Here is a 13,798-nt window from a genome sequence, read left to right on the forward strand (position 1 = left end):
CGCCGTTCTACCGGATGAACTGTGCTCGTGACGCTTTGAAAACAGCTTCCAACGGACATTGTTGCCTTGAAAAGGCCGAATGATTCTACGGTAAAAAAAGCCTGAAGGTAAGGCGGTGAAGATGACTTTAACGAGTGACCCTGGTTAGACAAAGGGCTAACATGGGCCCGTGTTCCACCGCCAAGCTGTTGTTTTTCATGTCCAACAAGTCCATCAAGACCCCTTGCGTCGGCCTGTGCTCCACGGTGTACGGAGACACGGTGTGCCGTGGCTGCAAGCGGTTCCACCACGAAGTGATCCACTGGAACGGCTACGACGATGCGCAGAAGCGCGCCGTGTGGCTGCGCCTGGAGCAACTGCTGGTGCAGGTGATGATGGCCAAGCTGGAAGTGTTCGACAAAGGCCTGCTGCGCCAGCAACTGGAGCAGCGCTCCATCCGCTTTGTCGAGCAGCAGTCGGAATACTGCTGGGCGTACCAGCTGATTGCCCGCGGGGCGCGGATGATCCGTGATCTGGAGGCCTACGGCATGGTGCTGCTGCCGGAATTTCGCGACTGGGAACTGCCGCAGCTGCGTGACGCCATCGACCGCGAGTTCTTCCTGCTTTCAGAAGCGCATTACCAGCGCTATATCGCCCCCGGCTTCCTGCGCGATGCCTTGGAGGCGGGGCAAGGCTGAAGCTTTATTGGCGAGGCTACCGGCCTCTTCGCGGGCACGCCCGCTCCCACAGGTGTATCACAGAGCTCAAGAACGGTGGTCATCCTGTGGGAGCGGGCATGCCCGCGAATGGGCGGGTGCGTTTAGCAAATCAGTCGCCGGTATATTCGCAACCGCTGGTGCAGGTTTCGTGGATGCGCACCTTCGACAGCTCTGGCATCAACGGCTTGACCTGGTCCCAGATCCACTTGGCGATCACTTCGCTGGTGGGGTTTTCCAGGCCCGGGATGTCGTTCAGGTAGTTGTGGTCCAACTGCTCGTAGATCGGCTTGAAGATCGCCTTGACCTCGGCAAAGTCGCGGATCCAGCCGGTGTGCGGGTCGAGCGGGCCGGTCAGGTGCAGGCCGACCTTGAACGAGTGACCATGCAGGCGACCGCATTTGTGCCCTTCCGGGACGTGGGGCAGGCGGTGGGCCGATTCGAATGTGAATTCCTTGAAGATTTCCACGCTGTCATAACTCTATGTGAATCAAGAATGCGCGCAGTCTACCAGCATGGCCGCTACAAGGCTTGCAGGCGTTCATGCAACCGCCCGGTGGCAATCAGCTCCAGCAGCTCGTCGCCCAGCCGCTGGCTCTCGGCAATGGCCTTGTACCAGTAGCGCTTGCGGCCAGGCGCATCGCCCATGAAACGCTTGAAGTCGTTGCGGTCGGGCAGCTTGCCGTAGGGCAGGGCCGCCAGGTACTGCGGCGAGGGTGTCATCAGCAGCACGTTCTGCAGGCGGGTGGCATCGCCCTTGCGCCAGGGCAGGGCCTTGTCGAACCAGCCGGGTACGACCTTGTCGGTGAAGTGCGGGTACAGCACCAGGTCGTCGCCGCGGTAGGGCAGGTCGAGGTGGTAGTCGAGCAGGCCGCCGTCGCGGTAAGTGCCTGCACCTGCACCGGGGATGTCTTTAACACCTTCCATGACCATAGGGATGGAACCGGAGGCGAGCAGGGCATGGCGCAGGTTGGCCAGGTCCAGCGGCAGGCAGCGCGAGGGGAAGTCGGTCAGCGTGTCGAGCGGCGGCGCGGCGCGGCCGTCGTGCAGGATGATGCGCTCGAAGTGCCGGCCCAGGCGCGAACGGCCGAGCAGGTTGCTGGCGATCACCGAACCCAGGCCGAGGCCGAGGCGGGCGCGATGGTCGTGGGCGAGCTGGCCATGGCTCTTTACCACCAGGATGTTCAGGCGATAGTGCGGGTTGGCCAGCAGCTGGCCGTCGCGGCCTTGCAGCAGGTTATCGAGCATGTGTTGGCAGCTGCGGCTGATTTCGGCTGGGGTGACGCCCTTGGCGAAATCCTGTTCGGTGTACAGTTCGCCCAGGCGACGGATGCCTGCGACCGGGTCGTCCAGGCAGGCACTGGCGAAGCGCCAGGCGCCGATCGAGGCACCGATCAGCGCACGCTGGCGTGGTGCCGACGGCAGCCATTCACCGAACAGCGCCAGGTCCAGGCCCTGGATGCCCAGCGGCTTCGGTCCGCCTGCCGCACCCGGCAGCACACCGACATCGGCTGCTTGCAGGCCGCGCTCGCGGATCTGCCGCAGGGCACGCTGGCCGGCCTTGAAGGTGAGGGCGGGGTATTTGATGTGAATGGCGCTCATGGCGGGTCTCTTGGGCGGCAGGCGGATCATTGTAAAGGGTTCAAGGTATACGCAGGACCTGTAGGAGCAGCCTTGTGCTGCGAAGAGGCCGGTAGGGCAATAAATTTTCTTCGCCAGTAATGGCCTCTTCGCAGCACAAGGCTGCTCCTACAGGTATTGCCCCATTGCCGAGGCCTGTGATGAACCTGTGGGTGCTGCGCTATCATGGCGCCAGTTGTTTTCAGGTTGAATTAAGGACCGGTGGTTAATCTTAACCCCGTAGACAACTTGCACAGTTCTCAGGAGAGAAGAACGATGAAACCCTTGACTGCCCTGTTCACCGTCGCAGCCGCCCTTGCCTTGGGCGCCCATTCCGCCATCGCCAAGGATGTGCAGCCCGACGAAGTGGTCAAACTGGTCAACGCCAAGACCGTCAAGTCGCTGGACGAACTCAAGGCCGCCGCCGTGGCCAAGCACCCCGGCGCCACCGTCACCGACTCCGAGCTTGAAGACGAATACGGCCGCTACATCTACAAGGTCGAGCTGCGTGACGCGCAGAACGTCGAATGGGATGTGGCGCTGGACGCCAAGACCGGTGAAGTGCTGAAGGACGAGCGGGACAACTGATGATCCACCTACCGCAGCCGGCGCGCTACCTCGCGCTGGCGCTGCTGGCGGTCTGCTCCCTGGCCGTTGCCCGCGACCTTGACCAGGACGAAGCCCTGGAACTACGCCAGAAGGGCATCATCCTGCCGCTCGAACATCTGCTGGAAACCGCCCTGGGGCGTTACCCCGGGGCGCGTCTGCTGGAGGCCGAGCTGGAAGAAGACGACGGTCGCTACGAATACGAAGTCGAGGTGCTGACGGCTGAAGGTGTGGTGCGCGAGATCAAGCTCGACGCCAGCAGCGGTGCCCTGCTCAAAGACGAGGAAGACGACTGAATGCGCCTGTTGCTTGTCGAGGACAATGTGCCGCTGGCCGATGAACTGATCGCCGGCCTGCAGCGCCAGGGCTACGCCGTGGACTGGCTGGCCGACGGCCGTGACGCGGTGTACCAGGGCCAGAGCGAACCTTACGACCTGATCATCCTGGACCTTGGCCTGCCGGGCTTGCCGGGCCTGGAGGTGCTGGCCCAGTGGCGCGCTGCCGGCCTGGTCACGCCGGTGTTGATCCTCACCGCCCGTGGCTCGTGGGCCGAGCGTATCGAAGGGCTGAAGGCCGGGGCCGATGACTACCTGAGCAAACCCTTCCACCCCGAAGAACTGCAGCTGCGCATCCAGGCTTTGTTGCGCCGTGCCCGTGGCCTGGCCAACCAGCCGACGCTGGAAGCGGCCGGCCTCCAGCTGGACGAAAGCCGGCAGTGCGTGAACCGTGACGGCGTGGATATCCAGCTGACCGCCGCCGAGTTCCGCCTGCTGCGATACTTCATGCTGCATCCGCAGCAGATCCTGTCCAAGAGCCACCTGGCCGAGCACCTCTACGACGGTGAAACCGAGCGCGACTCCAACGTGCTGGAGGTGCACGTCAACCACTTGCGGCGCAAGCTGGGCCGCAGCGTCATCGAGACCCGCCGCGGGCAAGGCTACATCTACGCCGGGAGCGCCGCGTGAAGTCGATCCAGGCGCGCCTGAGCCTGGGCCTGGTGGCGGTGCTGGTGGTGGTCGGCCTGGTGCTGGCGCAACTGACCTTGTGGCTGTTCGAGGTCGGCCTGCAGCGCTACCTGGAAAACGGCCTGCGCAAGGAAAGCGAAAACCTGCTGGTGGCCTTGGTGCGCGGGCCTTCGGGCCTGCAGCTGGATGAGCGGCGTATCTCGGCCGCCTACCAGCGGCCGTTTTCCGGCTACTACTTCCGCATCGATTTCGATAAAGGCACCTGGCGTTCCCGCTCGCTGTGGGATCTGGACATGCCCAAGCCCGCCGTTCCGGGCCTTTCCGACAGCCACGAACTCGGCCCGGAAGGCCAGCAACTGCTGGCCCTGCGTGCCGACTACCGGCGCCTGGGCCAGGACATCTCGATCAGCGTGGCACAGGATTATTCGCCGGTACGCGAAGGTTTCCGGCGCCTGCAACAGATCGGCCTGGGCATGGGCCTGGTGGCGCTGATCCTGGTGCTGGTGTTGCAGCGCATCACCGTGACCCGCTCGCTGCGGCCACTGGAGCGGGCACGCCAGCAGATCGCCCAGTTGCAGCAGGGCCAGCGCTCGCAGCTGGATGCCGAAGTGCCCAGCGAACTGGCGCCGCTGGTGGGGCAGATCAACCATTTGCTGAGCCATACCGAAGACAGCCTGCGCCGCTCGCGCAATGCCTTGGGCAACCTGGGCCACGCGCTGAAGACGCCGCTGGCGGTGTTGATGAGCCTGGCCGCCAGCGAGCGCCTGAAGGATCTGCCTGATGTTCGCGCGCAGATGCGCGAGCAGCTGGAGCAGATTCAGCAGCGCCTGGCGCGTGAGCTGAACCGTGCGCGCCTGGCGGGGGATGCGCTGCCTGGCGCGCAGTTCGACTGCGACGTCGAGCTGCCGGGGTTGCTGGGGACGCTGGGCATGATCCATGGCGAGGGCCTGCTGCTGGCCAGGGATGTGCCGCCCGGGCTGCTGCTGCCGTGGGACCGCGAGGACTTCCTGGAGCTGCTCGGCAACCTGCTGGACAACGCCTGCAAGTGGGCCGACAGCGAGGTGCGGCTGGGTATTGCGCCCAATGCCGAGGGTTACCAGGTGTGGGTCGATGACGATGGCCCCGGTATCCCCGAGAGCCAGCGGCAACAGGTGCTGGAGCGCGGTTCGCGGCTGGACGAGCAGGTTGACGGGCACGGCCTTGGCCTGGGCATCGTGCGCGACATCGTCGAGGCCTGGGGCGGGCGCCTGGCGCTGCAGGATAGCCCCCTCGGCGGCTTGCGGGTAAGCATCGACTTGCCGCGCAAGGCTCGATAACGCCGGGGCCCTGTGGGAGAGGGTTTACCCGCGAACACCGGCGAAGCCGGTGCCATGTACCGTGTTGCATTTTTCGCGGGTGAACCCGCTCCCACAAGTTGCGCGGTGCGCCTGAGAAATGTGCTGGCCATATCACCACTGCAAAAAAATTGCAGTACAGGCGCATTTTTTTGAATTGGCCCAATCTCACCCCTCCCGGCAAAATCCCCCCACGAAACCCTGCGGTTTCCATCTCTCCACGGACGGAGCCCCTTGTGCTATTGCAGCTGCAATATGAGGCCCAGGCCAACTCGGATGGGCTTTCTTTTTAACCAGAAAAACCACAGATTCCGATTACCTACATGTCTGCCTCGCGTTCCGAAAGTCGTCTGCAGCGGCTGTTGCCAGCGTCCCTGAATATTCCCCCCAAAGAATGGTTGCGTGCCGGTATCGGCGCGCTGCTCGGCCTGTTCCTCGCCGGCTGGCTGACCAGCATGGCCTATGGCCCCGGCATCGCCTTGCACCTGCTCGGCCCGCTGGCGGCTTCGGCCGTACTGGTGTTCGCCGTGCACTCCGGCCCGTTGGCCCAGCCCTGGCCGGTGCTGGGCAGCTACGCCCTGGCTGGCACGGTCGGCCTGGCCATGCGCCAGGGCTTCGGCCCGGAGTTGTGGGTGGCCGCCGCCGCCCTGGGTATCTCGATCCTGGTGATGTGCCTGCTGCGCTGCCTGCACCCACCGGGTGGCGGGGTGGCGGTGAGTGCGGTACTGGCCGACCCGGGGCTGACCGCCTTGGGCGACCATCTGCTGGAGCCGGTGCTGCTCAACGCGCTGATCCTGGTAACGGTGGCGATCCTCTACAACCGCCTCACCGGCGTGCGCTACCCGAAAGGCGCGGCGCCACGCAAGGACCTGCACCACACCCATGACCCGCTGCCCGGCGAGCGGGTCGGCATCCGCAGTGAAGACCTGGACCAGGCCCTGGAAGAACTGGGTGAGTTCGTCGATGTCACCCGTGACGAACTGGAACGCATCATCCTGGCCACCGAACAACATGCGCTGCAGCGCAGCCTCGGCGGCATCACGGCCGCGTCGGTGATGTCCCGCGACGTGCAGTTCGCCACGCCTGATACCACCCTGGAGCAGGCCTGGAAGATGCTGGCCAGCCATCACCTGAAAACCCTGCCGGTGCTGCAACAGGGCAAGCTGGTGGGCATCGTCAGCCTCAGCGACCTGGTCGGGCCGGCCATGCAGCGTGGCCGCTTCAGTTGGCGCGGGTTGTTCGGCCGCAAGGTGGTGCGCATGGAGCAGGTGATGAGCCGCCGGGTAATCAGCGTCAGCAGCCAGCATCCGCTGGAGCGCTTGCTGCCATTGCTGTGCGAGCAGGGCCTGCATTGCCTGCCGGTGCTCGATGCCGACCAGTTGGTGGGGGTGATAACCCAGACCGACCTGATCGCCGGCCTCAAGCGCCAGCTGCTCAGCAAAGCCGAGGCTTCAGATAACCGGGTCCCAGCGTTGTGACCAGTCGCTGGCGCCGGCGGCCACCAGCCGGCGCAGGATGGCGAAGGCCTGTTGCAGGGCTTCGCTGTCGCGTTTGCGCGGGTACACCAGGAAGGTCGGGTAGGTGAACTCTGGTGCCTGCGGTACCCGCTCGAACACCCCGCTGTCCAGATAGGCCTGCACCACCCGCGTGCGGAAGTAGCCACTGCCGCCCTGGTCGAGTATGAACTGCAAGGCCAAAGGGCCCAGGTTGAAGCTCAGCGCCGGGCGCGCGCAGTCGGGCAGGGCGGCATCGTGCTGGCGACGGAAGGCCTCGCCCCAGTCGATATAGATGTACGGGTCTGGCTGGTCGACCCGGCGCACACGTATCAGCTTCTCCTCCATCAACTGCTCCACCTGCAGGCCCGGGCCGTAGGTCGGCTGGTAGACCAGCGCCGCGTCCAGCAGGCCCATCTCGACCTTGCGCAGCAGCGATTCGCCGTCGCTCACCTCGCTGCGGATGGCATGGCTAGGCAGCTCGCGGTGCAGGGCACTGACCCAGTCGAGCATCATCGGGTTACCCAGGCTCACCTCACCGCCCACGTGCAGCACTTGCTGGCAGCCTTCGGGCAGCGGCAGGTCGCGGCGCGCCGCTTCCCAGGTTTGTACCATCTGGTTGGCGTAACTGACGAATGCCTCGCCATCGCTGGTCAGGCTGGCGCCGTTACGGCTACGCACGAACAGCTGACAGCCCAGTTGCTGCTCCAGGCGCTGCACCCGTGCGGTGATCGCCGTCTGTGACACGAACAGGCGTTCGGCGGCGGCGACCAGGCTGCCGCAACGCACGATTTCCAGGAAGGTACGGGCCTGATCGATGTCCATGAGCTGCTCGGTGGCTGAAGAGGTGGCCTATTCTAGAGGCTTTGCACCGTTGTGGGGCGTTCTCTGCAAATTTGCAGGTCGGTTGTGACTTTAGTCCCATGGCGGCGCGGGTGTAGCGGTCCATACTCAAGTTTCGCCCTTCAATAACAACAAGTACCGGGTTTCTTTCGATATGAGCTACCAGCACAGCTACGCCCATTCCATTTCCGACCCTGCCGCGTTCTGGGCGGAACAGGCCGCGCACCTGGCCTGGCACCGCAAGCCTGCCCTCACGCTGCAAGACAATGCCGACGGCACCCACCGCTGGTTTGCCGATGGCCGCCTTAACAGCTGCTACCTGGCCCTGGATCACCAGATCGAGCAGGGCCGTGGCGAGCAGTTGGCGCTGATCTACGATTCGCCGGTGACCGGCGTACAGCAGGCCTACACCTACCATCAACTGCGTGACGAAGTGGCGCGTCTGGCCGGTTTGTTGCGCCAGCTGGGGGTGAACAAGGGCGATGGCGTGATCATCTACATGCCCATGGTGCCGCAGGCGGCCATGGCCATGCTGGCCTGCGCGCGGATTGGCGCAGTGCACTCGGTGGTGTTCGGTGGCTTTGCCGCCAACGAGCTGGCCTTGCGCATCGACGATGCCCGGCCGACGCTGCTGCTTACAGCGTCCTGCGGGCTGGAGTTCGACCGGGTAATCGAATACAAGCCGCTGGTCGACCGAGCTCTGCAACTGGCCCGCCACCAGCCACGCAACGTGCTGGTGCTGCAGCGGCCGCAGGCGCGCGCCCAGTTGCAGTCAGACCGTGATCTGGACTGGCAGGCGGCATTGGCCAAGGCCGAGCCGGTGCCACCGGTGGAGCTGGATGCCGGCGACCCGCTTTACATCATGTATACCTCTGGCACCACCGGCAAACCCAAGGGCATCGTGCGGGAAAACGGCGGCAATGCCGTGGCGCTGTGCTACGCCATGCGCCATATCTACGGCATGCAGGCCGGTGATGTGTGGTGGGGCATATCCGACGTGGGCTGGGTGGTCGGCCATTCGCTGATCGTCTATGGGCCGCTGATGAACGGCTGCACCACGGTGTTCTACGAAGGCAAGCCGATCCGCACCCCGGACGCCTCGGCCTATTGGCGGGTGGTGGAGCAATACAAGGTCAACGCGTTGTTCTGCGCGCCCACTGCCATGCGCGCCATCCGCAAGGAAGACCCCGAGGGTGAGCTGATCCGCAAGCACGACCTGAGCTCGCTGCGCCAGTTGTTCCTGGCGGGCGAGAAACTGGATTCCAGCACCCACGAATGGCTGGAACGGGTCAGTGGCAAGCCGGTGCACGACCATTGGTGGCAGACCGAGACCGGCTGGCCGGTCACCGCGCCCTGCGTAGGGCTGGAGGGCAGCGCGGCGAAGCCGGGGTCGAGCAACCGGGCGGTGCCGGGCTACCACGTGCGCGTGCTGGATGACGAGGGCCACTTGCTGGGGCCTAATCACCAGGGCTCGATCGTCATCGCCCTGCCATTGCCGCCCGGGTGCAGCCAGACGCTGTGGGGCGACCACGAGCGATACCTGCAGGCTTACCTGCGTACCTACCCGGGGTATTACCACACCGGTGACGGCGGCTACCTGGACGATGACGGCTTCGTCTACATCATGGGGCGCACCGATGACGTGATCAACGTGTCCGGGCACCGGCTGTCCACCGGCGAGATGGAAGACCTGGTGGCACGTCACCCGGCGGTGGCCGAGTGCGCTGTGATTGGCGTGCATGACGAGATCAAGGGGCAGGTGCCGTTGGCCCTGGTGGTAGTCAAGGACGGCGAGGGCATTGCCGAAGCGCAGTTGCTGGTGGACCTGGTGGGCAGCGTGCGCGAGGAGATTGGCGCATTGGCATGCTTCAACCGGGTGCGGCTGGTGAAGCGGCTGCCCAAGACCCGCTCGGGGAAAATCTTGCGCGCGGTGCTGCGCAAGATTGCCGACGGGCAGGACTATGTACCGCCTTCGACCCTGGATGACCCGGCGGTGCTGGGGGAGATTGAGGCGGTGCTGGCGGATTTGCCCAGGGCTGGCTGAGGGTTTGACCTTGCCGGCCTCTTCGCGGGCACGTCCGCTCCCACAGGTTCATCACAGGCCCTGAAACCTGCGCCGTACCTGTGGGAGCGGGCGAGCCCGCGAAGAGGCCAGCCCAGGCAATGCAGTTCTATGGGGCAACCTGATGCAGCTGCCCCAACCGGCTACGGGTACGCATCAGGTCGGCAAGCGGCCCGCCCAGGCTCTCTTCCAGTGGGCGTTTGCCGATCACCATCACCTGCCGATCCTGGTCATACAGCACATCCACCAGGTTGACGAAGCGCTGCTGCGCCGCCAGTGAACATTCCGCCAGATCATCCAGCCCATCGATGATCCACTCATCGTACTCCCCGGCCAGCGCCAGATAGTCGATGACCGCCGTGGCCTTCTCGCACAGGTCTGCAAAGGCGAACACCACCCGCCGGCCATCGATGGCCAGTGCGCGCAACGGGCGCTTGTTCACTTCCAGCATCACCGGCTGTTCGTCCGGCACCTTCAGCGCTTGGCGCTGTGCCACATTCCCCGGCCATACATAGTGGCCCTGAGTGAAGCGCTGATGCTGGCGGTTGGCTGGCAAACTGCGGAAATCGGTGTCGCCAGCCACTTCAAGCACTTCCATCGAGCTGTTGATCAGGCGGATCACCGGCAGGAAGCGCTCGTGGTACAGCGGGTTGGGCAGCAGCCCTTCGGGCGCATAGTTGGAGGTGACCAGCAAGAGCACGCCACGGGCGAACAGGGCGTTGAACAGCCGGGTGAGCAACATGGCATCGCCAATGTCGTGCACATGGAATTCGTCGAAGCACAGCACCCGACAATCGCCCACCAGCTCGTCGAGGGTCGCGCCCAATGTGTCGTCCAGCGCCCGGTGGCGGTGCATGCCCTGGTGCAGGCGGGCAAAGAAGTCATGGAAGTGCAGGCGCCGCTTGGCCTGCACCGGTACGGCCTGGAAAAAGCCATCGAGCAGCCAGCTCTTGCCGCGCCCCACCGAGCCGTACAGGTACAGGCTGCGCGGCTGACCTTGTTCGAGCTGCGCCAGTTGCTCGGCCATGCAGTGGATCACCCGGCGTTGGCCGTCGCTAAGCTGGTAACCGCGGCTGTGCGCCTTGTCCTCGAACCAGCCGAGCAGTTCGCTCTGGTTGGCGGCGGCGCCGCGCAGGCGTTGGCCAAGCTGGCGTAGCGGGGTAGGGATCCAGGCAGACAAAAGCAAAGCTCCTTGGGCGATGGCGGTGGAGCGTGCAGCTTGCCCGAGGGCGGCCATTTTGACTAATACAGAAAGTGCGCGGCAATGATCGCCTGACGAGATAGGTAGGCCATGCAGGCGTACAGTAAAGGCTGGAACCGATGCGAGGAGGGCGAGCCATGCACACCAATTTTGATCTGGAGCGTTTCGTCGAGGCGCAGAACCGTGTGTATGACCAGGTGATGCAGGAGCTGCAGGCCGGGCGCAAGCGCAGCCACTGGATGTGGTACGTGTTCCCACAGCTCGATGGCCTGGGCCACAGTGCCATGGCCGAACGTTATGCACTGGCTGGCATCGACGAGGCCCGTGCCTATCTGGCTCATCCGCTGCTTGGTCCGCGCCTGGAAGCCTGCGTGACCGCACTGCTGCAGCACGGCGACAAGAGTGCCCGCGAAATCCTCGGTAGCCCCGACCATCTCAAGTTGCGCTCGTGCCTGACCCTGTTCGCCCGGGCAGCGCCTGACAACCCGTTGTTCCAGTTTGCGCTGGTGCAGTTCTACGACGGTGAGCCGGACGCCCTGACCTTGGCCATGTTGTCGGGTTAGCTCAGGGCTTGTGCTGAAGCTGGCGTTCGATCATGTACTTCACGGCCAGCCGGCGCTCCTTCAGGCGGCGCAGGTCCTCATCTTCGAAGTTGCCAGCCGAGATCGACTCGGCGGCCAGCACCTGGTTGTCGATGTCCATGTACTCGTCCAGCAGCCGGTCCAGCTCCTTGTCCTCCTGACGGCGCTGCTGGACGATTTCGCGCGGGTAGTGCAAGTCCTGGTAAAGATCGTGGGAAACAGGCATGGGGTCCTCCTTGGTCAATGCAGTTGGCTCATCTGATTGGAAGGGAGGAATGCGATTGTGTTGAAGCGAAGCGGGGAGAAAACGACGGATGGTCGCTGCGCCAACCGCGAAAATGACTAACTCGCTGTTTTTTGGTAATTTTTTTTCATCAGGGGGTTCACAGACCGAAAGTTTGTTGTTAAAGTGCCGCGCATTCCAAGACAACAACCCAGTTGTCTCTCAGTTGGAATTGTCAGAGCAGCAAACGCTGCATCCGATACAGGGGCGTCGCCAAGCGGTAAGGCAGCAGGTTTTGATCCTGCCATGCGTTGGTTCGAATCCAGCCGCCCCTGCCATTTTCTTGCTTCAAACGTATCTCGGTCCGGTGCTTGAAAGACAAGCGCTGGGCTTTGTCGTTTCTGTCTTTTGCATCCATATGCAGCCCTTCCCCCCGCTTTATCACTAATACAAAAAAGTGGCTTGATGCCAGCACCGTGATGCCACCTCGCTGCTACGCTCAGTTCTGCAGACATCGACAAGGATAATAAGGTGACGGAGCGTTCCCTGGCCGCCCTGTTGGGCCTTATGTTGAGCAGTGGTGCCATGGCGACGGACTTCCTGGTGGAGGTACGGGTGCTGGTGCAGCGCGGCTGCATGCTGGTCAACCAGCCCCGCGATGCCGGTGCACAGGCGCTGGGGCGGATCGACATGGGCGCTGCTGCGCGGCTGGATGGCCCTGGCGCGCCGCTCAGCGGCGTTCTGTTGAGCCAGCGCCCGCCACGCCTGGAGTGCAATCCCGACACCCCGTACCAGGTCCGCGTCGACGGTGGTCAGCATGGCGGCGTCGGCGAACTGCGTTTCCTGGCCAGCGACGATGACAAAGCCCGGCCCATCCCTTATCGCCTTTACCGCGACGCCGCCTGGCGCGAACCATTGGCGGTGAATGTGGCGCATTCGGCGCGGGTGCCGGACAGCGGCTCGGTCGAGCTGCCGCTGTATGCACGGATCGACAAGCTGGCCTGGGTACCACACGCAGGTATGTATGCCGACCTGCTCAAAGTCACCGTCACCTGGTAGGGATGCCAACATGCACAAGGACGCGACGCCATGAACCGCACCTCGATCCTGCTGCTTACCCTGGGCCCGCTGCTGGTGCCCGGCGGTGCCGCGCATGGCACCAGCACCGGTTTCATCCAGGCGCGGCTGGTAATCAGCGCGGCTTGCCAGGTCAGCAGCAACGAGACGCAACCGACAGTGGTGGGCAACCCGGGGGTGCTGGACTTCGGCGAGCGCGGTCCGCACTGGGACCAACCGCTGCGTAGCCAGGTCGATGATGTGAGCGGCGAGGGCAGCCTGCAGATCAGCTGCACGCCCGAAGTGCGGGCGTTCAACGTGCGTATCAACGGTGGCCTGAATGGCAGTGACGGCATACGGCGCCTGAGTAACGGCCGCGAGCTGATCCCCTATCAGCTGGCGATCGACCCGGGCGGCAACAGCCGCTACGGCATCGGCCAGGCGCGTGCCTTCACCATCAGCAGTACCCGGCAGATACCGATCCCCATCTACGGTGTGGTAGTGGCGCAACCGCGCGCGCTGCCGGCCGGGCTGTACCGTGACACCCTCAGGGTGACCCTGGACTGGTAACGACGCAAGGAGATTTCGATGCGAATGAACCTTTCACGCTGCATCCTCGCCGGTCTGGGGCTGGCGTTGGCTTCCCAGGCCCAGGCCGCCACGACCGGGACCATCGACTCGACGCTGACCTTGACCGCAGCGTGCCAGGTCAATGGCAGCTCAGGCACCTCGGGGGTGAGCTTTGGTGCCCTGGACTTCGGCACCAAGGATGCCCTGTTCACCACTGCCGACGCCCAGGTAATCGGCGGCGGCGGAGGGGCGATGAGCATTCTCTGTTCGGCCGGCACGGTACCGGTGATCCGTGTCCGGGGCGGCCTACACGATGGCCAGTCGGCCGGGGGCAACCGTGCGCTGGCGGATGGCGCCGGCAACTTCGTGCCGTACGACTTCTACACCGATGCCGGGCACACGCAGCTGCTGGCCATCGACGGCACCATCACCTTGCCGACCAGCAGCGGCGCGGCCCAGACCGTCAACCTGTATGGTCAGGCGCGTGGCAAGGCCGGCTTGCCGGCGGGGGCGTATACCGACACGGTGTCCGTCGAGCTGTCGTTCTGA

Annotated in this window: 16 protein-coding genes and 1 tRNA gene; 12 read left to right on the forward strand and 5 right to left on the reverse strand. The window is 64.3% G+C overall.

Features of this window, described 5'->3' with window-relative positions:
• Positions 1 to 197 precede the first annotated feature (197 nt).
• Entirely contained in the window at positions 198 to 677 is a 480-nt protein-coding gene (locus tag A4C63_RS18995) for a DUF1289 domain-containing protein (protein WP_172827536.1), read from the forward strand.
• Between the two features lie 130 nt (positions 678 to 807).
• Here A4C63_RS18995 and queD read toward each other — a convergent pair whose 3' ends face one another.
• On the reverse strand, positions 808 to 1,164 hold the full coding sequence (gene queD / locus A4C63_RS19000) for a 6-carboxytetrahydropterin synthase QueD (RefSeq protein ID WP_012271598.1): 357 nt from the start codon (positions 1,162 to 1,164) through the stop codon (positions 808 to 810).
• A 53-nt stretch (positions 1,165 to 1,217) separates the two neighbouring features.
• Positions 1,218 to 2,297, reverse strand: coding sequence for a patatin-like phospholipase family protein (locus tag A4C63_RS19005; protein WP_063914033.1), 1,080 nt, complete (start codon positions 2,295 to 2,297; stop codon positions 1,218 to 1,220).
• Positions 2,298 to 2,591: 294 nt separating this feature from the next.
• Between A4C63_RS19005 and A4C63_RS19010 the strand changes: the two genes are divergently transcribed.
• The 5 genes from A4C63_RS19010 (at position 2,592) to A4C63_RS19030 (ending at position 6,698) form a co-directional block, all read left to right on the forward strand.
• Positions 2,592 to 2,903: a PepSY domain-containing protein gene (locus tag A4C63_RS19010; protein WP_063914034.1), complete on the forward strand. Its 312-nt coding sequence runs from the start codon at positions 2,592 to 2,594 to the stop codon at positions 2,901 to 2,903.
• Entirely contained in the window at positions 2,903 to 3,217 is a 315-nt protein-coding gene (locus A4C63_RS19015) for a PepSY domain-containing protein (RefSeq protein WP_063914035.1), read from the forward strand. The genes A4C63_RS19010 and A4C63_RS19015 overlap by 1 nt, the downstream gene beginning before the upstream one ends.
• Entirely contained in the window at positions 3,218 to 3,886 is a 669-nt protein-coding gene (locus A4C63_RS19020) for a response regulator transcription factor (RefSeq protein ID WP_063914036.1), read from the forward strand.
• Positions 3,883 to 5,202 (forward strand): sensor histidine kinase, encoded by a 1,320-nt coding sequence (locus A4C63_RS19025; RefSeq protein WP_063914037.1) that lies wholly within the window; start codon positions 3,883 to 3,885, stop codon positions 5,200 to 5,202. Before A4C63_RS19020 ends, A4C63_RS19025 begins: the two co-directional genes overlap by 4 nt.
• A gap of 341 nt (positions 5,203 to 5,543) precedes the next feature.
• Positions 5,544 to 6,698 (forward strand): HPP family protein, encoded by a 1,155-nt coding sequence (locus tag A4C63_RS19030; protein WP_063914038.1) that lies wholly within the window; start codon positions 5,544 to 5,546, stop codon positions 6,696 to 6,698.
• Here A4C63_RS19030 and A4C63_RS19035 read toward each other — a convergent pair.
• Positions 6,672 to 7,538, reverse strand: coding sequence for a LysR family transcriptional regulator (locus tag A4C63_RS19035; protein WP_063914039.1), 867 nt, complete (start codon positions 7,536 to 7,538; stop codon positions 6,672 to 6,674). The two genes, A4C63_RS19030 and A4C63_RS19035, sit on opposite strands and share 27 nt — an antisense overlap.
• Before the next feature lie 172 nt (positions 7,539 to 7,710).
• Between A4C63_RS19035 and A4C63_RS19040 the strand changes: the two genes are divergently transcribed.
• Positions 7,711 to 9,600: a propionyl-CoA synthetase gene (locus A4C63_RS19040; protein ID WP_063914040.1), complete on the forward strand. Its 1,890-nt coding sequence runs from the start codon at positions 7,711 to 7,713 to the stop codon at positions 9,598 to 9,600.
• A gap of 127 nt (positions 9,601 to 9,727) precedes the next feature.
• Here A4C63_RS19040 and zapE read toward each other — a convergent pair whose 3' ends face one another.
• The gene (zapE, locus tag A4C63_RS19045; RefSeq protein ID WP_063914041.1) at positions 9,728 to 10,798 is read right to left on the reverse strand and encodes a cell division protein ZapE; all 1,071 of its coding nucleotides are present in this window, start codon (positions 10,796 to 10,798) and stop codon (positions 9,728 to 9,730) included.
• Between the two features lie 158 nt (positions 10,799 to 10,956).
• On the opposite strand from zapE, the gene A4C63_RS19050 reads away from it, so the two are divergent.
• A complete protein-coding gene (locus A4C63_RS19050) occupies positions 10,957 to 11,382 on the forward strand; it encodes a DUF1810 domain-containing protein (protein ID WP_063914042.1) in 426 nt (141 codons plus the stop codon).
• A 1-nt stretch (position 11,383) separates the two neighbouring features.
• On the opposite strand, the gene A4C63_RS19055 is transcribed toward A4C63_RS19050, so the two are convergent.
• Positions 11,384 to 11,626 carry a DUF465 domain-containing protein gene (locus A4C63_RS19055; protein ID WP_063914043.1) on the reverse strand — a complete coding sequence of 81 codons (243 nt, stop codon included), beginning with the start codon at positions 11,624 to 11,626 and terminating at the stop codon, positions 11,384 to 11,386.
• Between the two features lie 260 nt (positions 11,627 to 11,886).
• Between A4C63_RS19055 and A4C63_RS19060 the strand changes: the two genes are divergently transcribed.
• The 4 genes from A4C63_RS19060 to A4C63_RS19075 all read left to right on the forward strand — a co-directional run bounded on the left by A4C63_RS19060 (position 11,887) and on the right by A4C63_RS19075 (position 13,798).
• Positions 11,887 to 11,961: transfer RNA gene (locus A4C63_RS19060), tRNA-Gln, on the forward strand.
• A gap of 193 nt (positions 11,962 to 12,154) precedes the next feature.
• A complete protein-coding gene (locus A4C63_RS19065; protein ID WP_063914044.1) occupies positions 12,155 to 12,682 on the forward strand; it encodes a spore coat U domain-containing protein in 528 nt (175 codons plus the stop codon).
• 30 nt (positions 12,683 to 12,712) lie between these two features.
• Positions 12,713 to 13,249: a spore coat U domain-containing protein gene (locus A4C63_RS19070; protein ID WP_063914045.1), complete on the forward strand. Its 537-nt coding sequence runs from the start codon at positions 12,713 to 12,715 to the stop codon at positions 13,247 to 13,249.
• A gap of 18 nt (positions 13,250 to 13,267) precedes the next feature.
• A complete protein-coding gene (locus A4C63_RS19075; RefSeq protein WP_063914046.1) occupies positions 13,268 to 13,798 on the forward strand; it encodes a spore coat U domain-containing protein in 531 nt (176 codons plus the stop codon).

This window comes from Pseudomonas sp. p21, from assembly GCF_001642705.1.
Classification (GTDB): domain Bacteria; phylum Pseudomonadota; class Gammaproteobacteria; order Pseudomonadales; family Pseudomonadaceae; genus Aquipseudomonas.

Bases quoted from the DNA above. Each gene is read 5' to 3' on its own strand.
- A4C63_RS18995 (WP_172827536.1), top strand. From the start codon at position 198: ATGTCCAACAAGTCCATCAAGACCCCTTGCGTCGGCCTGTGCTCCACG.
- A4C63_RS19005 (WP_063914033.1), bottom strand. From the start codon at position 2,297: ATGAGCGCCATTCACATCAAATACCCCGCCCTCACCTTCAAGGCCGGC.
- A4C63_RS19010 (WP_063914034.1), top strand. From the start codon at position 2,592: ATGAAACCCTTGACTGCCCTGTTCACCGTCGCAGCCGCCCTTGCCTTG.
- A4C63_RS19015 (WP_063914035.1), top strand. From the start codon at position 2,903: ATGATCCACCTACCGCAGCCGGCGCGCTACCTCGCGCTGGCGCTGCTG.
- A4C63_RS19020 (WP_063914036.1), top strand. From the start codon at position 3,218: ATGCGCCTGTTGCTTGTCGAGGACAATGTGCCGCTGGCCGATGAACTG.
- A4C63_RS19030 (WP_063914038.1), top strand. From the start codon at position 5,544: ATGTCTGCCTCGCGTTCCGAAAGTCGTCTGCAGCGGCTGTTGCCAGCG.
- A4C63_RS19035 (WP_063914039.1), bottom strand. From the start codon at position 7,538: ATGGACATCGATCAGGCCCGTACCTTCCTGGAAATCGTGCGTTGCGGC.
- A4C63_RS19040 (WP_063914040.1), top strand. From the start codon at position 7,711: ATGAGCTACCAGCACAGCTACGCCCATTCCATTTCCGACCCTGCCGCG.
- A4C63_RS19050 (WP_063914042.1), top strand. From the start codon at position 10,957: ATGCACACCAATTTTGATCTGGAGCGTTTCGTCGAGGCGCAGAACCGT.
- A4C63_RS19055 (WP_063914043.1), bottom strand. From the start codon at position 11,626: ATGCCTGTTTCCCACGATCTTTACCAGGACTTGCACTACCCGCGCGAA.
- A4C63_RS19070 (WP_063914045.1), top strand. From the start codon at position 12,713: ATGAACCGCACCTCGATCCTGCTGCTTACCCTGGGCCCGCTGCTGGTG.
- A4C63_RS19075 (WP_063914046.1), top strand. From the start codon at position 13,268: ATGCGAATGAACCTTTCACGCTGCATCCTCGCCGGTCTGGGGCTGGCG.